18 protein-coding genes and 2 pseudogenes are annotated in these 22113 nt (G+C 59.9%); 12 read left to right on the forward strand and 8 right to left on the reverse strand.

Going from position 1 to position 22113, the window contains the following annotated elements:
* Window positions 1–17: 17 nt before the first annotated feature.
* Window positions 18–1169 (reverse strand): branched-chain amino acid ABC transporter substrate-binding protein, encoded by a 1152-nt coding sequence (locus tag H1204_RS31235; protein ID WP_180734427.1) that lies wholly within the window; start codon window positions 1167–1169, stop codon window positions 18–20.
* Window positions 1170–1457: 288 nt separating this feature from the next.
* Here H1204_RS31235 and H1204_RS31240 point away from each other — a divergent pair, with 288 nt between their 5' ends.
* From H1204_RS31240 to H1204_RS31250, 3 genes are all read left to right on the forward strand, one after another.
* Window positions 1458–2549 (forward strand): GlxA family transcriptional regulator, encoded by a 1092-nt coding sequence (locus H1204_RS31240; RefSeq protein WP_180734428.1) that lies wholly within the window; start codon window positions 1458–1460, stop codon window positions 2547–2549.
* Between the two features lie 217 nt (window positions 2550–2766).
* A complete protein-coding gene (locus H1204_RS31245; protein WP_243468920.1) occupies window positions 2767–3759 on the forward strand; it encodes an asparaginase in 993 nt (330 codons plus the stop codon).
* A 43-nt stretch (window positions 3760–3802) separates the two neighbouring features.
* Complete coding sequence (locus H1204_RS31250) at window positions 3803–4714, forward strand: ornithine cyclodeaminase family protein (protein ID WP_180734430.1); 912 nt, start codon at window positions 3803–3805, stop codon at window positions 4712–4714.
* A 123-nt stretch (window positions 4715–4837) separates the two neighbouring features.
* Here H1204_RS31250 and H1204_RS31255 read toward each other — a convergent pair whose 3' ends face one another.
* On the reverse strand, window positions 4838–6184 hold the full coding sequence (locus H1204_RS31255) for a hypothetical protein (protein WP_180734431.1): 1347 nt from the start codon (window positions 6182–6184) through the stop codon (window positions 4838–4840).
* A 334-nt stretch (window positions 6185–6518) separates the two neighbouring features.
* Here H1204_RS31255 and H1204_RS31260 point away from each other — a divergent pair, with 334 nt between their 5' ends.
* Entirely contained in the window at window positions 6519–7979 is a 1461-nt protein-coding gene (locus H1204_RS31260; protein ID WP_180734432.1) for a UvrD-helicase domain-containing protein, read from the forward strand.
* 684 nt (window positions 7980–8663) lie between these two features.
* On the opposite strand, the gene H1204_RS31265 is transcribed toward H1204_RS31260, so the two are convergent.
* Window positions 8664–9098, reverse strand: coding sequence for an HU family DNA-binding protein (locus tag H1204_RS31265; RefSeq protein ID WP_180734433.1), 435 nt, complete (start codon window positions 9096–9098; stop codon window positions 8664–8666).
* 1229 nt (window positions 9099–10327) lie between these two features.
* On the opposite strand from H1204_RS31265, the gene H1204_RS51690 reads away from it, so the two are divergent.
* From H1204_RS51690 to H1204_RS31285, 5 genes and pseudogenes are all read left to right on the forward strand, one after another.
* On the forward strand, window positions 10328–11056 hold the full coding sequence (locus H1204_RS51690; protein ID WP_243468921.1) for a hypothetical protein: 729 nt from the start codon (window positions 10328–10330) through the stop codon (window positions 11054–11056).
* Window positions 11053–11490, forward strand: a complete 438-nt coding sequence (locus tag H1204_RS51695; RefSeq protein WP_243468922.1) for a GGDEF domain-containing protein — start codon at window positions 11053–11055, stop codon at window positions 11488–11490. Before H1204_RS51690 ends, H1204_RS51695 begins: the two co-directional genes overlap by 4 nt.
* A gap of 128 nt (window positions 11491–11618) precedes the next feature.
* Entirely contained in the window at window positions 11619–12395 is a 777-nt protein-coding gene (locus H1204_RS31275) for an H-NS family nucleoid-associated regulatory protein (RefSeq protein WP_180734434.1), read from the forward strand.
* Window positions 12396–12656: 261 nt separating this feature from the next.
* Complete coding sequence (locus H1204_RS31280; RefSeq protein ID WP_180734435.1) at window positions 12657–13121, forward strand: hypothetical protein; 465 nt, start codon at window positions 12657–12659, stop codon at window positions 13119–13121.
* A gap of 859 nt (window positions 13122–13980) precedes the next feature.
* Window positions 13981–14235, forward strand: a pseudogene (locus H1204_RS31285) (group II intron reverse transcriptase/maturase); the annotation flags it as partial.
* A 41-nt stretch (window positions 14236–14276) separates the two neighbouring features.
* Here the strand turns inward: H1204_RS31285 and H1204_RS31290 are convergent.
* From H1204_RS31290 to H1204_RS31300, 3 genes are all read right to left on the reverse strand, one after another.
* The gene (locus tag H1204_RS31290) at window positions 14277–16328 is read right to left on the reverse strand and encodes a recombinase family protein (RefSeq protein WP_180730253.1); all 2052 of its coding nucleotides are present in this window, start codon (window positions 16326–16328) and stop codon (window positions 14277–14279) included.
* 133 nt (window positions 16329–16461) lie between these two features.
* A complete protein-coding gene (locus H1204_RS31295; protein ID WP_180730254.1) occupies window positions 16462–16794 on the reverse strand; it encodes a DUF6788 family protein in 333 nt (110 codons plus the stop codon).
* 52 nt (window positions 16795–16846) lie between these two features.
* Window positions 16847–17071 carry a DUF5372 family protein gene (locus tag H1204_RS31300; RefSeq protein ID WP_243468498.1) on the reverse strand — a complete coding sequence of 75 codons (225 nt, stop codon included), beginning with the start codon at window positions 17069–17071 and terminating at the stop codon, window positions 16847–16849.
* Between the two features lie 86 nt (window positions 17072–17157).
* On the opposite strand from H1204_RS31300, the pseudogene ltrA reads away from it, so the two are divergent.
* Window positions 17158–18185, forward strand: a pseudogene (gene ltrA / locus H1204_RS31305) (group II intron reverse transcriptase/maturase); the annotation flags it as partial.
* A 285-nt stretch (window positions 18186–18470) separates the two neighbouring features.
* Window positions 18471–18929, forward strand: a complete 459-nt coding sequence (locus tag H1204_RS31310) for an SET domain-containing protein (RefSeq protein WP_180734436.1) — start codon at window positions 18471–18473, stop codon at window positions 18927–18929.
* Window positions 18930–19203: 274 nt separating this feature from the next.
* Here H1204_RS31310 and H1204_RS31315 read toward each other — a convergent pair whose 3' ends face one another.
* The gene (locus H1204_RS31315; RefSeq protein ID WP_180734437.1) at window positions 19204–19857 is read right to left on the reverse strand and encodes a helix-turn-helix domain-containing protein; all 654 of its coding nucleotides are present in this window, start codon (window positions 19855–19857) and stop codon (window positions 19204–19206) included.
* A gap of 1069 nt (window positions 19858–20926) precedes the next feature.
* Here H1204_RS31315 and H1204_RS51700 point away from each other — a divergent pair.
* Entirely contained in the window at window positions 20927–21121 is a 195-nt protein-coding gene (locus H1204_RS51700; protein WP_243468923.1) for a hypothetical protein, read from the forward strand.
* A gap of 64 nt (window positions 21122–21185) precedes the next feature.
* Here the strand turns inward: H1204_RS51700 and H1204_RS31325 are convergent, their stop codons facing one another.
* Window positions 21186–21821 (reverse strand): sel1 repeat family protein, encoded by a 636-nt coding sequence (locus H1204_RS31325; RefSeq protein ID WP_243468924.1) that lies wholly within the window; start codon window positions 21819–21821, stop codon window positions 21186–21188.
* Window positions 21822–22113: the final 292 nt, after the last annotated feature.

Here is a 22113-nt window from a genome sequence, read left to right on the forward strand (position 1 = left end):
GGAACGCTGAAGGACCGTCACTTCTCCACCACGCTGAGCAGCGCCTGCTTACCGTCGACGTACTTGTAAAGCGAAATCACGCCGTGCCGCAGATCGCCCTTCGAGTCGAATTGCGTCTGACCAAGCACGCCGTGGTAATCGGTGGCTGGCATCGCGGCGAGAATCTTCGCCGGTTCGGTGGATTTCGCACGCTTCATTGCATCGACGATGACGCCCACCGCGTCATACGCAAACGGCGAGTTCAGCACCGGCGCGTACCCGAAGCGCTTCTTGTAACGTTCGACGAAGGCCGGTCCTTCGGCCATTTTTAGCAGCGGTGCACCGGCTATCGAGCAGATCACGTTGTCGGCTGCATCGCCTGCGAGCTTGGCAAGATCGTCGGCACACAGGCCATCACCCGCCAGCACTTTCGCGGATATGCCGAGTTGCTTTGCCTGCTTCGCGAACGGGCCGCCCGTGCCATCGAGGCCGCCGTACATGATCACATCGGGCTTTTCGCCCTTGATCTTCGTGAGGATCGCGCGGAAATCGACGGCCTTGTCGGTGCTCGCATCGTGCGAAAGCACCGTGATGCCGTTCGCCTTCGCCTGCTTCTCGAACTCGACAGCGAGTCCCTGCCCATAAGCAGTCGAATCGTCGACAATCGCTACCGTCTTCACCTTGAGTGTTTTCGCCGCGTAGTCGGCCAGCGTCGGACCCTGCTGCGCATCGGTGGCGACCACTCGGTACGCAGTCTTGAAACCCTGCAACGTGTACGCCGGATTCGTCGCGGACGGCGACACCTGCACGATGCCCGCGTCGTTATAGATCTTCGACGCGGGGATCGTCGAACCGGACTGCATGTGCCCAACCACTGCGACGACCTTGTCGTCAGCGAGTTTCTGCGCGACCTGCGTGGCCTGACGGGGATCGCCCGCATCGTCCTGGGCGTCGAATACCAGCGTGATCTTCCGCCCGCCGATCACGAGCCCTTTCTGGTTAATTTCCTCGATAGCGAGACGTGCGCCGTTCTCGGTGTCCTTGCCCAGATACGAAGCTGGCCCGGTCACGGGCGCGGCTTCGCCGATCTTTACCGTCTCGTCAGCCTCGGCGACGCCGGCTGCGACGATCGCCAACGTTCCCAATATGCCGACAGTCGCGACGCGACTCAAAGTTGTGATCTTGCTCATGCTTCACCCAAAAAATAGTTGTGGTTGACCGCGACGAACGACCAACGCCGCCCATCGACCGGATACACGAACCGCACACGCTCCAGTTGCGGCCGAATCCCGCTTTCGACAGATCGTTCGCGCCTGGCAGCGCGGCGTCATCCGTCGGCAGGTCAAAATTTATGCAATCAGAATGCGGCGGCATTGAATCGATCTGCCGGGAAATAGAAGAATTGCGGCAGGCATTCACGAAGGTCCGAGCGTCGCCCGTCGCCGTATAATCCGGACGAACCACCCACGAGTTCGCGCATGCCGACCGCTGCCCCTTCTTCGAACGTTTCCCCGCCCGTGGCGCAAACGGCACATGAGCTGGTCGAGCAGCTGGACGCGCTGCCGCGCACGCTTCAGACGCGCCCAAGCCGGTCCGAAGCGGAACTGAGCGTCGGCATCCTGCTATGGCCACGATTTCCCATGCTGTCGCTAGCGGGGTTATGCGATGCACTGCGCCATGCAGCGGATCGCGGCGACCAGAGCCGACAGTTGCGCTGCCTGTGGACGATCATCGGCGTGCAAGGCGAGTCGGTCGAAGCAAGTTGCGGTATTCCCGTGCAGGTACAGTCCGCATTTCCGGATCTCGCGCAATTCGACTATCTGGTCGTGATCGGCGGCCTGTTGGCGGATCTCGATCACGTCGACCGCCGCTCCTGGGACTATCTGAAACTGGCCGCTCAGGAGGGCATTCCGCTTGTCGGGATGTGCACTGGAAGCTTCGTACTGGCGCGAGCAGGTCTGATGGAAAATTACGTAGCCTGCGTGCACAGCTTCCATCTCGAAGACTACCGACGCATGTTTCCGGCGTTGCGCGTAATCACCCATGCGGACTATCTGATCGACGGCAACCGCATCACCTGTGCAGGCGGCATTTCCGTGGTCGAACTGGCCGCGCGCCTGATCAGCCTGCATTGCGGACCGGATCGCGCCTCGAAGGTGATTCATCAGATGACGGTGAGCCGTCAAGGCGGCTCGTCGTTTGTCGAACGGCGTGCCGCGCTCGGCTATCTCTCCGTCGGCGACGCAACCGTGCGCCACGCAGTGCTGCTGATGGAAGAGAACCTCGAAGCGCCATTGAATATCGCCGTCATCGCGAAAATGATCGGCACCAGCGTCCGCAATCTCGAGCGCGCATTCATGGCGGAGATGGACACCTCGCCAAACGAGTTCTATCGACGCATGCGGCTGCGTTACGCACGCTGGCTGCTCGTCAATACGGCACGCAAAATCACCGACATCGCGTACGAGTGTGGCTTCGCCGACTCGGCGCATTTCATTCGCGTATTTCGCGAAGCGTACGGGGTTACGCCGGGCAAACTGCGCGCGTCGCGAACCGCCGGGGTTGCCTGAACACGCGGGGCCTAAGCCCATCACATTGCGTCCCACCTCCTTCGCACCTGTCGCGTTTCTTCTACTTTCCGGCAGATCAATGCAATTTCTCCGCATTGGGCCGCACTACAGTCCCGTCATCGGGTAAGCCACGCATCGCGTGGCACGCCTCCAACGCGAATCACACAAGAAAGCGAGTGCGTCAGCATGCGCCTTCCTCAAATCTGATCGAACCCGCATGACCGCAAAGCCCAACATCCTGGTTATCGGCACCGGCGGCACGATTGCCGGCCAGGGCAAAGCCGCCATCAACACGTCCGCCTATCTGTGCTCGGTGCTCGGCATCGACGAGATTCTTGACACACTCCCTCAGGCCAGAGCGCTGGCCAATCTGCGCTCGGAGCAGTTATTGCAAACCGGCTCTGAGAACTTCAATAACGAGCATCTGCTTGCAATCGGCAAGCGCGTTGCAGAAGTACTCGCACGGCAGGATATCGATGGCGTAGTGATCACACACGGGACCGATACGATCGAGGAAACCGCCTACTTTCTGCATCTCACGCTCAAGAGTGCAAAACCGGTGGTCGTGGTCGGATCGATGCGCCCACCGTCGGCGATGAGTTCCGATGCGTCGCTCAATCTTTACGATGCGATCGCGGTCGCAGCGCATCCATCCTCAAGCGGCATCGGAACGCTCGTTGTCGCGAACAGCGAGATACATACCGCACGCGACGTCGTGAAGAGCAACAGCTTCAAGCTCGATGCGTTTCGCTCGCCCTATGGTGCGCTCGGCTGGGTGATCGAAGGCGTCCCGCATTACTACCGCCGTCCGGCCCGGGCGCATACACTGGACACGCCGTGGTCGCCCGACCGTCTTTCCAGTTTGCCCAAGGTCGAGATTGTCTACGGATACGGCTCGCTGGAGTCCGATGCGGTTGAAGCCATTGCCGCTGACTCTCGCGGGCTGATCTTTGCGGGCACCGGCAACGGCAACATCGCCAGCCATCTGCTGCAGCCGCTGCGAGATGCCGCGCGGCGAGGTTTGCGAGTGGTTCGCGCATCCCGCACTGGGAACGGCATCATATTACGCAACGGTGCACAACCCGACGACGAATACGGTTGGATCACCGTCGACGATCAGATCCCCCAGAAGGCTCGCCTTCTTCTCATGCTGGCGCTCACACAAGACGCGGACACGAACGCGTTGCAAGCGGTCTTCGAGCGCTACTAAAGCGTGCTCCTTTCACGAACAACTCTCGATCTCCCGACACATCATGCATTTCATTACCGACGACCAGGTGCGCCGCCTCATCACCATGCGCGACGCTATTGCCGAACTGCGCGTTGCCCTCACCGAACACGGCGCGGGCCGCGCGTCGGTTCAACCGCGCGTCAGAACGAATGGCGACCATGTGTCGATCAGTACGATGGGAGCAATCCTGCCTCGCGCGGGCGTGTGCGGCGCAAAAGTCTATTCGACGCATCAGGGACGGTTCGATTTCGTGATCCCTCTCTTTTCGAGCGTGGACGGACAGTTGATATCGATCGTCCACGGCGACGCGCTGACCGAATTCCGGACTGCTGCCGTCACGCGTATCGCGAGCGACGCGCTCGCCCGTCATGATGCGCGTGTACTCGCGGTGTTCGGGACTGGCCGCCAGGCCAGAGCCCATATTCGGGCGCTCGCCGACGATTCGAGAATCGAGCGTGTACTGATCGTCGGGATCGACCATGTTGCGCAGACAGTCGCAGAAATGCAGGCGCATTTCCCCGACAAACTGATTGAAGCCAGTCACGCGCAAGCCGCCGCGCAGGCCGCCGACGTGATCGTCACCGCAACGCGAAGCGCGACGCCCCTGTTCGACGGCAGGTGGGTGAAGCCGGGCGCGTTCGTCGCAGCGATTGGTTCGAGCAAACCCGATGCGCGTGAACTCGACGACACACTGTTGGCGCGCGCCGGCACGGTCGTGGTCGAGTCGCGGGAGCAGGCGCGAATCGAAGCAGGCGATCTGTTGATGGCCGCGCCAGGTATTGTCAATTGGAATCAAGTGGTTGAGTTGGGTGCCGTGCTCGTAGCGCCTCAGATTGTTCATCCCGCGCAAGGCGACGTAACGGTGTTCAAGTCACTCGGTCTGGGTATTGCAGATGTTGCATTGGCCGGGTTGCTGACAGCGCGAATGACGTGACGCCGTTGGCAGTCGTCCCGAAGAGACGACGCCGCGAGGAATTGACGGCTGTATATGATCTTTTTTCAGTCTTCAGCGACGGATCAGCGGCGGCATCGTTGGCCGATCGACGCCGCCAACGACTTACAGCAAGACCGCTTGCTGCAAAAGTTCCAGCGCTTTCAATTCGTCCAGCCGACCCGCGCGTGCCTTACCTGCCAGCGTCCTGATCAATGCTTCTGCTATCGGTGCAATACCGTGAAGATTGTCCAGGCTGGTCACGGAAGCGATCGGGAGTGGAGCCGGATTTTGCTTGGCTGCCGAGGCCTCGCCCTCAATTTCGTCCGGTGAGCGGCTGGCGAGATCGTCGGAGACGTCATTTACACGAGCTTGCGGGCTGACGACGATCGTCTCTCGCTCTCCCGCGACATCCGCCGAAACAGGTGAGGGGCTTTCCGAATTGCCCGGGTCGCCCGTACGCGAGCGCGTCGTGTGCGCCTTCGCTTTGGCGAGCTTCTTCCCTGGCGCACCATCGTCTGTTGCAGTCGCAAGCGGCTCGTGTTGTTGGGCGGATACGCGACCACGCGGAGCAGGCGCAAGCATACGCGACACCGACTCTGGAATCTCGGCTTCGGTACGCGGCATGTCCAGCCAGCCAGTTGGCAAACCCAGTCGCTCCGTGAACCGGTTTGCTTCGACACTGTCCATGCGCTTCTTGCCATGTAGCCGATCGGCGATGTTGAATCCACTCATCTCCATGACCACGCCAAGTCTTACTTTCGATCCGTTGCGACTCGTGAGAAGGTGGAGGTTAGCGCGCCGGATGTTCTCCACCTCGGCGCTGTCGCTCAATGCCAGCGGTTGCTGTTGGGGCGTTTTAGGAGACGCCTTGTCTTTCGAAGTCGAAGCCTTGAGTGGCGCGCGAGCCTTAGGCTGTTCGGCCGTTCCGCTTCGACTGTTCTTGACGGCTCCCGGCGAGCCGCCAGCTACTTTCTTTGGCATTTGCGCTTCCTCGGACAAACTATCTTCAGGAACTGGTTGCTGGTCGACGGTCCTGGCAGGAGCCGGCTCAAGTGCTTCGGACTCTGCGTCGAATCCTTCATCGATCTGAACGAAGTCGAGCGGTGACTTCAGACGAGCGATGGTCTCGTCCGCGAGCGCAGGATTGGGCTGGTCAAAGAAGCCATGCGGTAACCCAAGCGTGGTTTCCATGTGAAAGGCGGTCTCGGGCGTGAACCTCTCGCCTTTCATCAGTTCGGCCACGCGCGTCATGTTCGATTCGAGTGCTATGGCGATATTCTCTGCGCCTACCGCATCGACCAGAAACTGAAACGATCGTGTTTTGAAGATGGAGGCAGTCTGGGCGGAGTCTCGAGGAGGCGCCTTCACATACGGTGGTCCCTGCCGTTGGGGCGGAGATTTTTTCTCGTGGTGAGGTTGGCGTTGGCCGTCGCGCCGGGATCCCGCATAGCGCCCGCGGGCTTGACTCATAAAATACGGCTCCATGCGATGTGAATATTCTGGGTATCCTGATTATAGACGAGGCGATGTCGTCGAAAACGCCTTGCCTGGCAGTCGGCAGTGCTGCATGCGGTGCCTTTCGCTCATCCTGGGACGCAATGTGCGGCAGGTTCGAGGAATGAACGCCGCAGGACTTTCACCCGATGTGCAACACGTCCAAGACCTTCGGGACGACTACGTCCAGGGACGGACCGGATTCTGTCCAGTTCGCTGGACGCCGTGGTTGCCCGGTTGGCGCGGCCCATTGCAATTGCGGCCTGTGCGTTCCGCGTAGACTGTCGGTTCATCTGCTCCCGAACTGCAAATGGCCCGTTTGATAAGACCGACACCTGAACAGCAGGCGATCGTCGATGCTGTCGCCGGTAGCGGCAATCTCAAGATCAAGGCGTACGCGGGTGCGGGCAAGACCTCGACGCTACGGCTTGTCGCAAACCGTCTCGCCCGTCAGCGTGGCATCTATCTGGCGTTTAACCGCGAGATTGCAGAGCACGCGCGGCGCGGCTTTCCGCCCAACGTGCTGGCCGGAACCGTCCACTCGCTGGCCTACCGATCGGTGTCGCCCGCGCTTGCCGCGCGGGTGAACCACCCCGCTGAGCCGCCTCACGAACTTGCTGCCCGCTATGGCCTCGGTCCGGTAGCGGTGCCCCTCGTGACGGGAAAGACCGTCGAACTGACACCGTTCGAGCTCGGCCGCATGATTGTCGATGGACTGGGCAGGTTCTGCCGCTCGGCTGACGACGCGCCGAAAGCGATCCATGTCCCCGTCGACGAGAAGATCGACGATAAAGCCGCCGACTGGCTGCGGGAAGGACTGAGCCCCTATGTCGCGCGTCTGTGGAGTGAGAGCACGGACCCGCGTGGCCGCAGCGCCATCATTCCCGACGTCTATCTGAAGGTCTGGGCGCAAGGGCATCCGCGCATCGAATCCGACTTCATCCTCTTCGACGAGGCACAGGATAGCGATGGCGTGATGCTGTGGCTTCTGAACCGGCAGCCACATGCCCAGATCGTCTACGTGGGTGACCCGTACCAGCAGATATACGAATGGCGTGGCGCAGTGAACGCCATGGCGCAGATCGATGCACCCCAACACGCGCTGACCGAGTCCTTCCGTTTCGGTCACACGTTCGCCACGCTCGCCAGCCGGCTACTCGGGCTGCTGGGCGAGCAGACAGCCGTTCGCGGCCAGGGCACGATCGGCTCGATCCTCGTCGAAGACCCGACGATCGCTCCACCTGTTGACGCCATCCTTTGCCGCAAGAACGTATCAGCCATCTGGCATCTGGCCGCAGGCGTGGAGGCGGGCCACCGACCGTCGATCCGCATGAGTCCCGCCGAAATTGTTGCGTATGCAGATGGGGCAGAGAGGCTGCTTGAGGGGCGGCGGGCCTACAAACCTGCAGCCTTTGCGCTGTTTGAGACGTGGAAGGATGCACAGACTTTCGCTCGCAGCGCAGCCGGCGCCGACCTGCTTCCCGTCGTGCGGATTGTCGATGAATTCGGAACCGGCTATCTGCGGTCGCTGGCACAACGGATTACGCCAGAAGCGCAGGCCGATTACGTGATCTCCACGGTGCATCGTGCCAAGGGCCTCGAATGGAAGCGGGTGAAAGTCATCAACGATTTCCTGTTCAAATACGTCGATGGTCGCCTGACGGTGGAGGAGGACGAGCTGCGGCTGCTCTACGTCGCGTTCACACGCGCGCAGCACGTGCTGGACGTATCGGACCTTCGCGATGCGCTCCTGCGTTTGTTCAGATCATGAATCTGATCGGTCGCGGAAGAATTGGGTGAGGAGGATGTTCAGATCGTCGGCCGCGATCCGTCGAAGTGCAGCGATGCTCAGAAGAGGGATGGCTGTTCAGTCGGAGCGACGTCGGACCGGACTGCGCTTTTCCGGTCGGTTTCCCGTGGACGCCCCGGCGCAGGATGCACAGCGCCGCTGGAGAGCGAAAACGGTTCTTCCTCAAGCCGACGGCCGAGCACTTCCCGACTGAAGACGACGTCGGGAGAAAGGCGAACGAACGGCGAGGGGGCTTCCGTTGGCATTGGGTTTGAGTACGGCGTCGAAATGATCCGCTGAAGGCTTCGATCATTCTGATAGTACCGGGACCGCGAGAAAAGCCCTTGCAGGCTCGACCGTGGGACATCAGCAGTTTGGTTGCGTCGAAAACCCTGTTTCGGCGCCCCCTTGGGATAACCCAGACGGGTGACGCTTTGGGTTTCGCGGTTGCCACAGTTCCAGCGCGAGGGATCTGTGCTATCCCGTTTGCAGCAGAAACGGTCTAATACGTGCAACGCGGCGACACCCGCTCAGGAATACGTAGGGCGAAAGGTGAGGGGGCTGCGTGTTTGATATTCGTCGACGTAACGCTCATCAGGTGCCATCGAACACATCGAATCTGGAGGGCTCCTGTCCGAAGCCCTCCAGCGTCCGGTGCGACGCTATTTAAGCCGCAGCATCCTTCAGCTTTTTCAGCGCACGCGCCTTGATACGAACGGTTGCCGGCTTGGCGTCGAACCAGCGGTCCTCGCCGGTAAAGGGGTCCTTGCCGAACCGGCGCTTCTTTGCCGGTATCTGCTGAACACTGATTTTCAGAAGACCCGACAGCGTGAACTCGCCAGCACCCTTCTTATGGATCGAGCCGAGCATGATGTCCTCCAGTGCGGCAAGAACGGCCTTTGCGGCCTTCGGCTCAACGTTGGCCGCCTGTGCAACGTGCGCGGCGAGCGATGCCTTGGTGAACTTCTCCTTCACGGGCGCACCGGCGACCGGCTTTTTCGGCGTAACATTTGTAGCCTTTGCGCTAACCCTGGTAGCGGGTGCAGCAGCTTTGCCTTTTGCGGCGACTTTCGGTGCAGCCTTCGTTGCAGTCTTTGCCATGGCCGTGGTTGTCTCTCTTTCGAATTGGGAGGCGCTCGCTAATCTGTTTATGCAGCAAGCACGTGCATTCTATGATGCATCACAATCGGTATGTCAAGAAAATGCCCTAAAACATGCACTCAAATGAGTGTCCCGCAACACCACCGGGCTCGGCGGATTCAGGAAGCGGGCCGGCATCTGTCAATTGTCCCGGCGATCAGAACCAGCAAAAAGTGAGGATTTCCAGGAGTTAATCCGGTTCTGACCTCGAGATCCGGGCGAGTCAGGTCGCTCACAATGCGGGGGGCGAGACGACGTTCCCATCATCGACGGAGCAGCCACTCCGTAGTGAGTTCTTTTAGAACCGGAAGGAGTATCTTCTGGAGCGGCCCGGAGACATCGCGCCATTTGTCAGTGAACGGACTCGCCAGGCCCGGACGTAGTGGGTCTCCGGTGGCGCAGTTTCTTTACCGCGACGTACATGCCGCTAGCGGTCGTGCAAACTCCGTCGTTCGAACTCATGAAGCTCATGCAAGAGCTCCTGGACCCAGTGACGTTGGTAGTCGGTGAGATGTAGCGATTGGAAAAGAGTGTGAAGTCGGTTGCGCCAGTATGCCGTAGTGACGGCATCGGGTGTGCATCGAAAAACGAACGCGCGCAAGACCCGGGCGAGATGCATGATGTCTTGCTCAACAATCGTATTGGTTTGCACCGTTAAACCGACTCCGCGTTGAAGCCCGCAATCCTGATCGTAAGCGGGGCGAACAATACACGGCTCGCTGCACCATGGCAACCATCTGTGCGCTGTCGTTTTCCCTCCGGAACGTAACCCGGCACAAGCCTTTTCATTACCCCGCGCGGATCTGCCCCGTTGGGCTTCTTTTCCGTGAATGCATCAGTTGAGAATGGGCTGGTGACGCGTCGGGGCATGAGAGGTACGGCTTTCCTTACAACATCAGGATTATGGTTGCTACAACAGGCTTCCACCTGAAGTGCGCCCATCATCATCGATAAACACCGCCTCCAAACTGGCTCGCGAGATAAAATGCGTCGGTCTCAGAGACACGACTGCCATCGCTGATGGGCAAGCGTCGTAGCGAAGACGCGGATTTCGCTCGATGAGCAATGACGTGCTTTTTCGGGGGGCCGTCTGGGGAGCGATTCCGAAAGCGTCACTGAGATCGCCTGTGCACAGCCCTGCGGCGTTTCCTGAACGACAGGCTGAGGCTCACAACAACGTAAGCAGACCAATGTCCAGCACTGACGTCCTTCTTGTCGTCGCCATGGTGTCATGCATCGCAAGCGCTGCCGTGCTTGGCAGCCTCGCGCGTCATCGCATTGCAGGTCTTGACCGATGGCTCGCCGCGCACTGCATGTTATTTGTGGCATTTGGCATACTCGTTTCAAGGCGCGGCAGTTACCCGCCACCGATCATACTCACTGCGTGTTCGTGTGTCCTCACGGCTGCGGTGCTGATTTTGCAAGGCTGTCGCCGCTTTGCCGGCCGGCCGACGATCGGACGATACGAGCACCTTGGCCTGGCCGTGTCGGTCGGCGCGGTGTTTTACTGGACCCTGTTTTCACCCAACGAGAACGCGCGAGCAGCCGTGATGTCGGGTCTGCTCGGTTATACACGGTTGGCCGTGGGGTGGACCATCTGGAATTCCCGCACGTCGCGTCGGCGCCAGTATGGTCACTGGATGGTCCTGCTGGGAGCGGCTGCAGGCACGGTGGTACATGCGTCGAGAGTCGTTCAGTGCGTTTTCTTCGCAAAGCCCACGGCGAGGGTTCTGGAGCCGTCGGCATGGAATATCGCCTTCATTTCAGCGGGCATCCTTTCGCTGCTACTGCTGTCAATCGGCCTCGTGATGCTGGTGAACGACAGTCTCGTGGATCATGCGCAACGCCTCGCAACAGTCGACGAACTGACAGGTCTGCTTGCAAGACGTGAACTCCTGTTGCGTGGGGAGCCCTTTTGAAGGGCGCTCTATCTGACCGTTCGCTGCTGTCGGTTGCCATCATTGATCTCGATGACTTCAAGGTCATCAACGACCATTACGGGCATCCTGCCGGCGACCGCGTCCTGCAGAATTTTGCCATCGAGGTGTCCCGGCAGCTTCGACGTACGGACCTTTTCGGGCGACTTGGTGGTGAAGAGTTTGCAATTTTCTTTCCACAGACCGGACGGGAACAGGCGGCCGGACTGATTGAATCCATTCTGTCGTCAGCGAGCGTTAGCAAAACACAGGCAGATCAACCTCGATGGACCTTCAGTGCAGGTATCGACGAGTGCGGTTTTGACGATACGCTCAGCGACCTGATAAGTCGCGCTGACGCAGCGTTGTATCGTGCGAAGCGGAAGGGAAAAGGGCGCGTTGAACTGGCAGGTTCGCACTCGCTAACTCCAGCCTGATACTTCGCGATCTTCAACCCGGTGCGCGTGCCTTTCAACGAAGCGGGAAGACAGGCGCGCGGCGATACTAGCGCCTGGTCAATGCCGTGTGGCATAGTGCGGCCATCGCTAAATCAAGGGGGGAACAAATGGCAACGCTCGAAAAAGTACAGGCACAAATCACAAAGCTTCAGGCGCGAGCCGAAGCTCTCATCAAAAACCAGTCGTCCACCGTCATCGCAAAGATTCGTGACCTGATGGAAAAGCATGGCTTGAGCGTCGCGGATATCGAAGCACACGTCGGCGACAAGAAGCGTGGCCGCAAGCCAGGCGCCACGACGGTTGCCAGGCCGACAGCATCGGCGAAGTATCGTGATCCGAAAACGGGCGCCACCTGGACGGGACACGGCCGCGCCCCGGCGTGGATCGCGAGCGCCAGAGACCGGACGAAGTTCCTGGTCGACGACAGCACCGCGCAACCGGCTCCTGCCGCTAAAAAGACGGCAAAAGCAGGCAGCTATGTACGGGGTCCCCAGGCGCCGAAATACCGCGATCCCAGGAGTGGTGCGACGTGGAGTGGTCGCGGTCGGACACCGGCATGGCTGGCGGGTGTCAGGGATCGTTCAAAGTCTCTGATCGCAGCAGCGGAGGAGGTATCGTCGACCTCGAAGTCTGCTCCGGCCACCAAGGCAGCAGTGAAGAACGCCGCGACCAGAAAGGTTGCAGGAACAAAGGTCGTCGCAAAGAAGGCCGTTGCAAGGAAGGTCAAGGCAGTGACAAAACCGGCGCCGGCGAAGAAGGCCGCAGTCAGAAAAGCCCAGGCGAAGAAGCCCGTAACGAAAAAAGCGCCTTTAAATAAGGCACTGCAGAGTCCGGAAGCGGTTGCATCGACCAGCGATATGGCCTCGGCAACGGTCTCGGCCTGATATCCGCAGCCCATTAGTCATGAGAGGTTCGGTATGGGCAGGACGCCTCCGTCCTGCCCGAACAGCTCCGGCACCTTTATCACGCGACCGTCGTCGCATCACCGCTCGCCTGACTGCGGCAAAGAGACCTGTGCCGTCTGCATATGAGCCAAGGCAGCGCGGCCCGGTTGTCGGTTTGCAGTAGCCTGGCTTCGGTACTGCAGCACGGCATGGTGTAGCATTCGGACGCCACGTCTTCCGGAAACATACCTCATCCACCTGATGGCCAGAACGATCCCATTTGCAAGAACGACCCAGACTGCACGGACGCGCCGGAGCAAGGCAATGCTATTGCCCATGCCGCATGCCGAGGTGGATCGTGTCTGTCTGCAGGTGCATGTCGCGCTCGATGCCATGCGGCGCGGAATGGGCAACTTCAATGCTGCACAGACGCTATGCCAGGTGATGATCCTGACTGGCCTGCTGGCTGAAGCGGGATATGGCGATGCGACATTCGAGCAGATGCGGGACGCTGAAAGCATCCTTTCCGCCGCATTCGATCATGGTCGCGACTCCGACGTGTGGGCGCTCGATGAAGAAGGTTTCCGGCAATTTGCCACGATCGTGGCGACGTACGACTATCAGATGCAGCGCGCGCCGCTCGCAGCAATCGCGGACGCGAGTGACCGTCTGGAGCGTTTTCGGGCGGGTGAGTCGTTCGAACAAGTGGCGCGAAAGCGCGCGTAACCGCTATTTGCGCGATGCAAAGTTTCGGTGCGGTGTCCGGCGATCAGCGCCCGCCCGCTTCGCGGATAGGGCGCGACCCAAACCGACTCCAGTACGCCATCGATAAACGGTATGACGGGAGCGGTCTTTTGCGGCGTGTCGAAGTTGGTCCCGCTGATGCGAACTGCGACTCACCCGTGATAGAAGCACCACCCACGACGATTACTGAATGCAGGAGCATGCGGTGAAAAGAACCGCCGGGAACAAGCTGGTGGTCGCAGTACGCGTCACCCCACAGATCGAGCAACGGTTGCGGCTACTGGCGGAGATAACGGCACGCAAGCAGTCGCTTTTCCGTGTGTCACGAACGTAGGCGAGAGCCTGCGGTGCTGTACTGAAGATGGGAGCAGGCCTCCCGAAGTCGGCTTTCAGGAGCAGGCTTCAAACCGCCCGATGCTGCTGCGTTCAAAAGGCGCGGTGGTGAGCGATCGTGGAAAAGGCATCCTTTAAAGATGTCAGGTAGGTGTTGAGAAGATGAGCGAAAGCAAACCGTTCGACGACGCATCGTTAGACTGCTAAAGCGCTGTCAAAACTGGAGCCGGGAAAAAGCTTCAGGATCAGTCGGGACGCCACCTGATTACGGACCCGATGGCAGCCGGTGTAAAGACGGCATGAGCTCAACACAGGCTTCAGTATGGAACGTGAGAACCTTGCTTCGGATGTTAAGAGAAATGACAAATGGCTGACACCATGAGGAAGAATATCGATGCCGAAGTGAGGGGCGGAGCTGCCCGTAGTAGTGTTGAAGCCCTTGTAATGAGGGTGGAGCGAAGGGGCAGCGTTATCCGGTTGACGAACGTCGCCAACCTGCATTGCGGGGATGAGTGACATGACCTCAACAAAGCCGTACAGCATTGCAAAGCGGGTCGTGTGGGAAGCGTATCAGTTGGTGAGGGCCAACCGCGGCGCTGCGGGCGTGGATGATGAAACTATCGCCATGTTCGAGCAGAACCTCTCTGGAAATCTGTACAAGCTGTGGAACCGGATGTCGTCGGGGTCGTACTTCCCGCCACCGGTGAAGCAGGTAGAGATTCCGAAGGCCAAGGGCGGCACGAGAAAGCTGGGCATTCCGACGGCGATCTCATAATGCACCTCTCACAGTTGAATGCTGGACTGCTACGGTTGAAGATGCCCTGAATTGCGGATCCAGTTCTGAAGCTGATGCTCTTTCGTGGCGTCCAGGGTGATCCACCACGCTCCCCGGCCGTCGATCTTGCGTGCTTCGACGATACGGCGGTCGATCCAGTAATAGACGACGTACGTGCTCACCTGCAATCGACTGGCGAGTTGCTGCACGGTGAGTTCGTCAGGACGCGTCAGGCAGGCCGGCGCAATACCGTACCTGAAGCGGACCCATTTGATCATCGCGAGCGTAAAGGGCTTGCCGTAAGGACTGCGGAGCCCCGCCTGATTGAAGCGTGCGACGATTTGCGGATCGGACATACTTCGCGCTGCCTGGCGGACCTGCTCGACGGTCTCCGCCGGATAGCGTATCGCTTCGGGACGTGGCCTGGGCAGATTGACGGTGATGTCGGTGCAGACGCCGCCTTGCCAACGCACATGCAGAACGAACTGCCGTTGCCCGGACAATTTCTCTACGGTGATGTCGCGGATGAGCAGTCGCAGCATCCGCTTGCGTTCCTTCGCGGCAGTCGTTGGTGCGCCCCACAGGCGCGGCAGATCACAGGCCAGAGCAAGGATCTGGGCCCTCTGTTCCGCCGTGACAACGCGCGCTTTCTGGCTCTGGAATTGCGCGGCTTCCGTCCTGATCGACTCGACGCGAAGCAACGCGTCGTTCCAGCGCCGCTCGAGGGTGCCCGCAACCAGACGGTTGGCAGGATCGCATTCCTGATAGCGTCGTTCGGCAAGCGCGGCCTCGTATTCGGCTCGCTCGATGCGCATATGCCACTGACGCATGATGGCCTGATCACGTTGCTCAAGTTCCTTCAGCGCCGTCAGGGCGAGTTCGAGCTCGGCCGGGCGCAGCGCATTGATCACCGCGTCGCTGATCGCGGCGTCTAGCAGGTTGCTGCGCACGCTCATGCAGTCCCGGGTTGCCAGACCTTCACGGCGCCGCCAGTTGCACACATAGACCGGATAAATGCCGCCGTTCCCCTGGTAGCGTACCGTGATGGCCCGGCCGCAGCAGCCGCACACCAGCAGGCCCTGAAGCAACGCGAGTCCTTCACGAGCTGCACCGTTCAGCATGTTTCCTTCGCCGTTAGTGCGATTGCGTGCCAGGCGCACCTGATTCTGCTCGAATTCATCCGGGGTAATGTATCCCTCGTGATGTTCCGGCAGATGAACGCGCCATTGCGCCTTTGGTACCGCCTTCATGTGCGTGCGCACATCCCCTTGGGGCGTAATGTGCTTGCGATACTGGTAGCGTCCAAAGACATAGACGCCCGCGTAAGACGGGTTCTTGATCAGCCCACGCACGCGTTCATGACTGAGTTGCCCCCAGATGATCTGGCCTGCCCAGGCCCCGCCGTACGCGCGCCTGGGAAACCGCAGACCATCTTCGGCAAAGCGCTTGACGACGCCGTACGCGCTACCGGTTTCACGAAACAGGCGAAACGCCAGCTGAACGGCGCCGCGCACCTCGTCGTCGGGATCAAGGACGATGCGCCCTTGATCGTCGTAGCACAGGCCGACAGGAAGAGGAAACCGCAATTCTCCCTTCTGCGCCTTGTTGAGCTTGCCTCCCTGGAGGCGCCCGCGCAAGAAATGTAGCTCCGCCTGTGCCATCGTTCCCTTGAGGCCCAGCAACAGCCCGTCGTTGAAGTCGCCAGGGTCGTAACAGCCGTCGGCGTCGATAACCAACGTATGAGTGAGCGCGCACAACTCCAGCAGCCGGTGCCAGTCCAGATTCGAGCGTGCCAGGCGTGACACCTCCAGGGCAAACACCGCGCCCACCTGTCCCATCGAGACATCCGCTACGAGCGTCTTGAAGTCCTCGCGTCCCGCCATCTGTGCGCCCGACTGACCGAGGTCCCGGTCCAGCGTGCGGATCGCGGTCTCTGGCCAGCCCAGTGCCAGTGCCTTGTCCTTCAACGCATACTGGCGCTCGGTACTCTCGTGATGGTGGCGTACCTGAGCCAGCGTCGACTGGCGGATATAGATGTACGCCGGTTTGCTGTGATGCTGTTGCGTGATCTTGGGGTTCATCGGCGGTCTCCTCGATCGGTGCCGGGTCGAACCCGGCCACAAGCCAGGCCTCGAGCATGTTGGCAATGAGCACGCCGGCAAGATGCGGATCGATGGAGATGGTGAGCGGCAGAGGCTGGCTCACCGGGTCTCCTTAGAGTGCCTCGCGGCGACGTAACAGTTCGCGGTTGATCTCGCAGATCTCTTCGATGATCTCGCGCACCCGGTGATAACTCGCCAGGCGCTCGACGACGTCGGCGTGATCGGCCTGTGGCACGTAATCCATTTGCGGACGACGACCGGGGAAGCTCACGGAGAGGTAGTACTTGGGGCCATGGCCTGGGCCATCCGCGCACTTGCAGCCGGGTTTGCCGCAGCGCTTGTAGCGTTCGATGAGGGAGCCCCTGAGCAGCGTGTCCAGAGCCGGCATTTGCCGCAGTAATTCGGCGCGTCGTTTGCGGAGGGTGGACGACGGAATATCTTCCATTATCAGACCACGTGATTAACTGGTCTGATAGTAGGTCACGAATGTTCATTGATCAAGCTCCCTTGATCGGCGAGTTCGTAGAAGTTGACGCGGTGATCTGCTCGATCAGGGCAACCAGATCCAGCAGCATGCCGGGATCGAAGTAGCATGCCGGGGCCTGCGGATCGGCAACCGGCGAGCCCCAATCGGTCCATTCGCGGGGAATGCTGAAACTACCGCGCTTTGCGTGACCCACGATCAGCGTTTCGATACCCGAGACGCGTCGCCTCTTCAGCACCGGAAAGCGTTGGCCCTTAAGCGGATGAAATGGATGACAGATCTCCGCCCAACCCAAATGCTCGTTGAGCGCTTGTGTAGTTCGCGCTGACCGTCCCTACGGTAGCTGATCGGGTGGCGCAAAGTGTGGTCAAGCTGATGATCGAGCCGACACTCGATCCGATATTCCATGAGGATTCTTATGGGTATCGGTCGGGCAAGTCGGCGAAACAGGCGATTGCGGTGACGCGCACGCGTTGCTGGAACTACGACTGGGTCGTTGAGTTTGACATCAAGGCGGCATTCGACCAGATCGATCATGCGCTGCTGATGAAAGCGGTGCGACGCCACATCGAGGAAAGCTGGATCCTGCTGTACGTCGAGCGGTGGCTGACTGCACCGTTCGAAACTGCGGATGGGGAGAATTTGCCTCGAACGCGGGGTACACCACAGGGCGGAGTGGTCAGCCCGATCTTGATGAATCTGTTTATGCACTATGCGTTCGATAGCTGGATGCAGAGGACATGGCCTCAGTCTCCCTTTGCGCGCTACGCCGACGATGCGGTGGTTCATTGCCGCAGCCTGGCGGAGGCGCAATCTGTGATGCGAGCGATCGCAACACGGCTGAAAGAGTGCGGCCTGACGATGCACCCGGAGAAGTCAAAGATCGTCTATTGCAAGGACAGCAATCGCACTGGCGCTTATCCGAACGTGCAGTTTACGTTCCTCGGTTTTACGTTCAGACCGAGAATGGCATTGAGCAAACACCAACGGCGATTCACCAGCTTTCTGCCGGCGGTGAGCAACGAGGCGCTAAAGCGGATGAGACAGGCAGTGCGAAGCTGGCGAATACACCGCCGAACATCGGTGACGCTGGCCGAACTTGCGCAGGAATGCAACACGACGATACAAGGGTGGTGGAACTACTATGGGTCGTTTTATCGGACGGCAATGCACAGCCTCTTCGACTACGTCGACCAACGGCTTAAGCTCTGGGCTCGACGGAAGTACAAGCGGATGCGGCAGCGCGATCGGCGTAGCCAGGAATGGCTACACAAGATGCGAGCCATCTACCCCCGGTTGTTTGTCCACTGGCGTGTCGTTGGTGTACAGGCTGGATAACGGGAGCCGTATGAGGCGAGAGTCTCACGTACGGTTCTCCGAGAGACTCAGGGTGAAACTCCCCGGGTCTACTCAACTGCAGCAGATGATCGAGAGCGGCATCGGCTCGATTGAGGCTACCTGGCTCCCGCCGGATGTGCTCTCGCAGGTCCGGAGCGGCACGATGCCACCGCGACAGGAGGCGAGCGCCGTGATTTCAGACCTCTTTGATGGCCATTGAGTCCAGAGGAAGCTGACGTGTTCACGGTCTTTCACGATGTCCGCTCTGTTTCCCGACAACAACGATCGCTGGTCATCAGATGAAGAGTCGACGTCGTATTTCGGTACGCAGCTCACCCATTCACGGGAAAGGCGTGTTCGCGACCGTGACGATCCTGAGCGGGGAACTGGTCTGCGAGTACAAGGGAAAACGGGTCCCACGGGAAGCCGCGATGAGCGGCGCGCCCCGGGATCCTGCGCAACCGGACCACACCTTCCTTTTCGATATCGGAGATGGTTACGTCATCGACGGTGCCGTCGGTGGCAATAGCGCCCGATGGATTAACCATTCATGCGATCCCAATTGCGTTCCGGAGCTGGATGGACAGAAAATCTTCATTCGCGCCCGTCGCAAGATTGACGCCGGTGAAGAATTGAGCATCGACTACGCTCTGGTCAGTGATGAAAACGTGTCAAAGGCACTTCGCGAACGGTATGTTTGCCACTGCGGGGCCCAGCGATGTCGAGGTACGATGATCGCTGGAAAAGGGTCGCGATAGCCAGGTCGGGATAGCGCCAGTGCTGCAAAACGCTGCGCGCCAGTCGGTCGAAGTTCAAGATGTGCAAGGAGGCGTCAGCAGGCACGTAGTGCCTTTGCCGGATGGCAGCGCCATCGACCCGCCCGCAAACGGATCCGTACCCGACCCGCGTCGTGTACCCATTCAACCCGATCGCTGGTCTGCGCTTCTTGCCCGCCTCGCCCAATCCGCGGACGGCACAAGTTCAGCAGGCACGACAGCGCGCATCGTGCCACCTGCGGCCGCGGCGCGCAGATTAACGCGCCCCGGTTGGCTGCGCGAAGATCTTCCAGGTCTTTTTCTGCGTGGCCGCGTCGGCCGTTTCGTGCACCGAGCAGTCCAGACGCAGATCGGTGTCCGCCATCGACAGATCCAGCAGCATGCAGTGATGCGGCGTCTTCTTCGGGTTCTTGCCCGGTTCGAAGTGCGAGCAGGTCACGCACATCCGGTGCGGCGGGATATCGCCTTGCACTTCGAGCTGACGCACCGTTTTCAGCAGCGTGCGATAGAACATCGACTGCTCTTCGTCGCGCAGCGTGCGGACTGCCTTCGCGAGGAAGTCAGGCCATTGCACGGCGCGCCTGGCCGCGGTGCGGCCACGCGCCGTCAGACGCACGGCAAGCGCACGCCCGTCGTCGAGCGCGCGGCGCTTTTCGACGAGGCCCTTGGTTTCCAGCGTACTCACGGCATCACTCGTCGTCGCGGCCGTCAGCGCGGTTTCGCGGGCGATTTCGCCGAGCCGCATCGGCCCCTTGCGCTGCATCAGCAGCACGAGGATCTCGCCCTGTGTCGGCGTGAGGCCTGCGCCTTCCGCCCACTCCCATGCCTGGCTCCGCATCGCCGTGCTGAGTCGCAACAGGCTGTGGGTCACCCGCCCGGTTGCCTGCTCTCCGTATACGCTTTCGCTCATAGTCTGTCGCTCGTTGTTGACGGCTTATCCCTGTCAGTTCACATCTGGTGTTCGATGCCAGCGTGTTGACGGTCTTTGGGCGCAGCGATGCCGGACAATCCGGCACGCCGATTTCTGCTATCTCAAAAATGTCCCGAGGCTCGGGCCTGTTCCGCAGAAATCTCGACTCTTTAGGTTCCACCGCGAGCGTTTTCGTGCAGACAAGCAGCTAGCTGCAAGTTCCGCAGCAAAAACGACATTCTATGCAAGAGTGGAGAATCGTACAGCTAAGTATTCGGCAGCCTGTTGATAACGGCGGAATAAGACGGTCTACTATGTACGCCGCGTCTTCAGGGCAGATACGCGAATGCCATCGGCGGCGACAGCGCCAGCCAAACGCCACGATTGTTAAATACTACTACGTTTAGAAAATAAAGAGGAGTTTCATCGCCAGATCCGATGGATGTGGGCGCTCCGCGCGAATCGTCGACGCATCGTTCCGTGATACCGTTACGCCCGGTTCATGGCGCGCCGGGAACCACCAGAGAAAGGCGCGTTGGCGCGACCACCGACACGATCGTCGACAGCGGCGACAGAGGCCGTCCGATCGGCGGCTGCACAGAACGCAAAAAATTTTCAGAAAACAATGTCCGGCATGGCGCCCGAAAAACTGCTCACGTTGTATTCAGGGCAGATGGATCTAGATGCACACCAGGTCTTGTCATTGGGCCGTCAGTTCAATGAGATCTGCTGCACACCCACGCCGCATTGACGGAAGTACTGCTTGCTGGCCCAACACGGCAACAGTAGGAGCGTCAATAGTCCGCACTCGTCGGAATGCAACGTGGATAACGACGTGCCCGTGTTGCGGTAGCGCCTGGATGTCGTGCTCGTCGATATAGGTCAGTCGTTACCTATGCGTCTCCGCCGCCGGGTGTCCAGCGCCAAAACGGCCGTCCTCATGCTGTCACATTTCGACGTTAGGCTTTCCGCCCGCGGTATTAAATCCACCGTTGTGGGTCGTCACCGACCGCGCCGTCACCGGAAAACCTGACGACCAGTGTTTCTCTCTTTGCATCAGGAGCATCCCGTGCTGAGCGCCCACGAATTTGCAACATTGATGCTGGTCAAGGAGTCCGCCGATCACATTGCCGATCGGGAAGAACTTGGTACGTTGCTTGAACGCCAGCTTGTCGCACTGGAGCGACTCGCGGGCGGGGCAGTACGCCCCCGCATCACGGAGGACGGAGAGTCTCTTCTCCGTCACCTTGCCTTTATCCATTGATGAGAGAAATCCGTCGGCCGCCTCTCAGGATCGTCCACGCGCTCGACCCGCAGGCGGTAGTGCCTCAACGCAGCGCTTCCAGACGGCGTTGGCAACGTTTGTCATCTCCACCGCGTCGATAGCTCTGCATGGCCTTTGTGCGGTCCGGGACAACGCTCCTGTCTTCTGCACCCCACACGCCTTCCCAGAAAAGTCCGAGACTGTGTGCTGAGGCCTTGTGCCCCAGTTCAATGGCCTGCTCGTAGAGCGAACGCGCACGGCTCACATCCACCTGCATGCCCCGCCCAAGCCGTGCGCTGTCAGCCAGCGCGGCGGCCGCCAGGCCGCGCAGACGTTCCTCCGCGGTTTCATCCTTCATCACGTCTTCAAGAATCGCATTACCCCTCGCAAAGTCCGCCTCCCCTCCGGTTGGTGTGACGAGCGAAATGGCCATTGCCGTTCGCCAGGCCGGATGACGGTTCGCGCCAACGCGCTCCAGTAGCCAGCGACCCAGATAGGGCGCATGGCTTAACGTGCTGGTGAGAAGGGCGTTTGCGATTGCGGCGAGCGACTCCGGTGACAGGAACCCGGTCTTGTTTGCCGCAATGACGTGGCGGGAAAACTTTTCGACATCCAGTGTAGGGTCGGCGCGGCGCAACTGATGCCATTCGCGTTCGATTGCTCCGACCCAGCTTTCCATTTGCATGGTGAGCGATCCCATGGTGAAGAATGCACCTGATTCTAGCTCACCTTTTACCGATTGCAACCTGCGAAGCTAGTGCGCCAGTGGCAAACCTGTCTGCCCCAATGGTGCTCGGAATGCACGGATCCGAAAAGCATGCGATGCACCGGTTTAAGAATGGAAGTCGTTGAACAGATGATCCAGAAGGTATAGATACTTGAGTATTTATACCTCCAGATATGGCACAATCCCGGCAAAGTCGGCGATGGCGCGCAGGCTGCCTCATCCGTCCCGCCCGGGAGCAACACGACGTCACAGAAGGGGAGTCTGA

The organism is Paraburkholderia sp. PGU19, assembly GCF_013426915.1.
GTDB lineage: Bacteria > Pseudomonadota > Gammaproteobacteria > Burkholderiales > Burkholderiaceae > Paraburkholderia.